Source organism: Roseomonas rosulenta (assembly GCF_016106005.1).
GTDB classification, from domain to species: Bacteria; Pseudomonadota; Alphaproteobacteria; order Acetobacterales; family Acetobacteraceae; genus Neoroseomonas; species Neoroseomonas rosulenta.
Window position 1 is genome coordinate 1 of sequence record NZ_JACADR010000475.1, and the last position, 1,944, is coordinate 1,944.

2 protein-coding genes are annotated in these 1,944 nt (G+C 74.4%); one reads left to right on the top strand and one right to left on the bottom strand.

Annotated elements, in window-relative coordinates:
• On the top strand, positions 1-798 hold a 798-nt coding region (locus HW578_RS25990), incomplete at its 5' end, for a fumarylacetoacetate hydrolase family protein (RefSeq protein ID WP_198373603.1).
• Between the two features lie 157 nt (positions 799-955).
• Here HW578_RS25990 and dctP read toward each other — a convergent pair.
• Positions 956-1,944, bottom strand: a 989-nt coding sequence (gene dctP / locus HW578_RS25995; RefSeq protein ID WP_232479302.1) for a TRAP transporter substrate-binding protein DctP, incomplete at its 5' end; no start/stop codon positions are given.

Genomic DNA, 1,944 nt, shown 5'->3' on the forward strand with positions numbered 1-1,944 from the left:
GCCATGCCGCCGGCGCGCGACATGCTGGCGCTGATCGACGCCGGGCCGGCCGCGCTCGCGGCGGTGCGCACGCTGGCCGCCGCGCCGCCCGCGGGGTCCGTGCTGCCGCTCGCTTCCGTCGCGCTGCAGGCACCGATTCCGAGGCCGCGCCGCAACGTCTTCTGCGTCGGGCGCAACTACATGGACCATGTGGCGGAGGGCGACCGCACCCGCGGCATCACCCAGTCCGAGGTGCCGAAGTATCCGCAGTTCTTCACCAAGGCGGCGGACACCGTGATCGCGCCGGGCGCGCCGGTGCCCTCCCATGCCGGCATCACGCAGTGGCTCGACTACGAGGTGGAGCTGGTCGCGGTGATCGGCACCGCCGGGCGCGACATCCCGAAGGAGCGCGCGCTCGACCACGTCTTCGGCTGGACGATCGGCAATGACGTGACCGGGCGCGACCTGCAGCGCCGGCACGGGCAGTGGTTCAAGGGCAAGTCGCTCGACCGCTCCTGCCCTCTCGGGCCGGTCATCGTCCCGCGCGAGGACCTCGATGCCTCCGACCTCGCGATCGGCCTCAAGATCAACGGCGAGCAGCGGCAGTCGAGCCGCACGTCCAAGATGATCTTCGACGTGAAGGAGATCATCCACCAGCTCTCGGCCGGCTTCACGCTGCTGCCCGGCGACGTGATCATGACCGGCACGCCCGAGGGCGTGGGCTACGCCATGGTCCCGCCGCAGACGATGAAGGCCGGCGACGTGATGGAACTGACCATCGAGGGCATCGGCACGCTGACCAACGCGATCGCGGACTGACGGCACCAGCACCACCGGCCCGATGCCTTGCATCGGGCCGCGAGCGCGAATGCGCGACCGCGCCCAGACCATCCGTCGCGCCGGGAGCGCCAGCGCATGGCGCGAAGGCAAGGCGGCCGGATGGCCGCCGCCCGCCGTTTGAGGGATCAAGAAAGACTCAGCCGCGGTACGCGGCGAGGATCGCGCGCCCAGCCTCGCCGGCCTGTGCCTCCCACGCCGTGACCGCGCCCGCGGCGGCGCTTCGCAGGGCCGCGCGCAGCGCCGCGTCGGGCTCGTGGATCGCGACCTGGTTCTCCCGCATGACGCGGCGATTGGCGGCGAGGCGCCCCTCGATCGCCTGCCATTGCCGCGCCTCGGTCTCGGCGCCAGCCTCGCGCACCGCCTGCTGCTGCGCGGGCGGCAGCGCGGCCAGCGCCGGCGCCGAGGCGAAGGCGAGCGACAATGGCCAGGCATAGTTCGCCTCGGTGAAATGCGGCAGCCAGCGCCACAGCCGCCGCCCCGCCCCGCCATCCCCGGACGACAGCACGGCATCGAGCGTGCCCGCCGCCAGGCGCGCATCCACCTCGGCGAAGGACAGCACCTCGGCCACCGCGCCGGCGGCGCGCAGCACCTCGGTGCCGGTCGCGTCATAGGTGCGCACGCGCAGCCCGCGCAGGTCGGCCGGGCTGGTCACCGGCCGGTTGGTCCATAGCCCCGAGGGCGGCCAGGGCGTGGTCCAGAGCAGCACCGCGCCGCGCGCCTCCAGCACGGCGGCATAGCGCGGCCGCGCGAGGTCGCGCAGCCGCGCCGCATCGGCGTGCGACGCGGTCAGGAAGGGCAGCGAGGAGAGCAGGAAGATCGGATCGACCGCGCCCATCGCGCCGGCGAAGGAATCGACCGCCGCCAAGCGCCCGGCGGCCAGCACATCCAGCGCGGCCGCCGAGCGGAAGCCATCCGGCGCGCCGGCCGCCGCCGTGACCGGCAGGCCGCGCGCGGTGGCCGCGGCGGCGAAATGCGCGACACCCTCGCCAGGGATGGAGGTGGCCGGGTATTCGGTCGCGACCGCCCAGCCGGCCGGCTGCGCCTGCGCGCGGCTGATGGCGAGCGCGGGGGCGGCGAGGATCATGCGGCGCGGCAGGGTCATGGGCGGGGCTCCGGGCGAAGGGG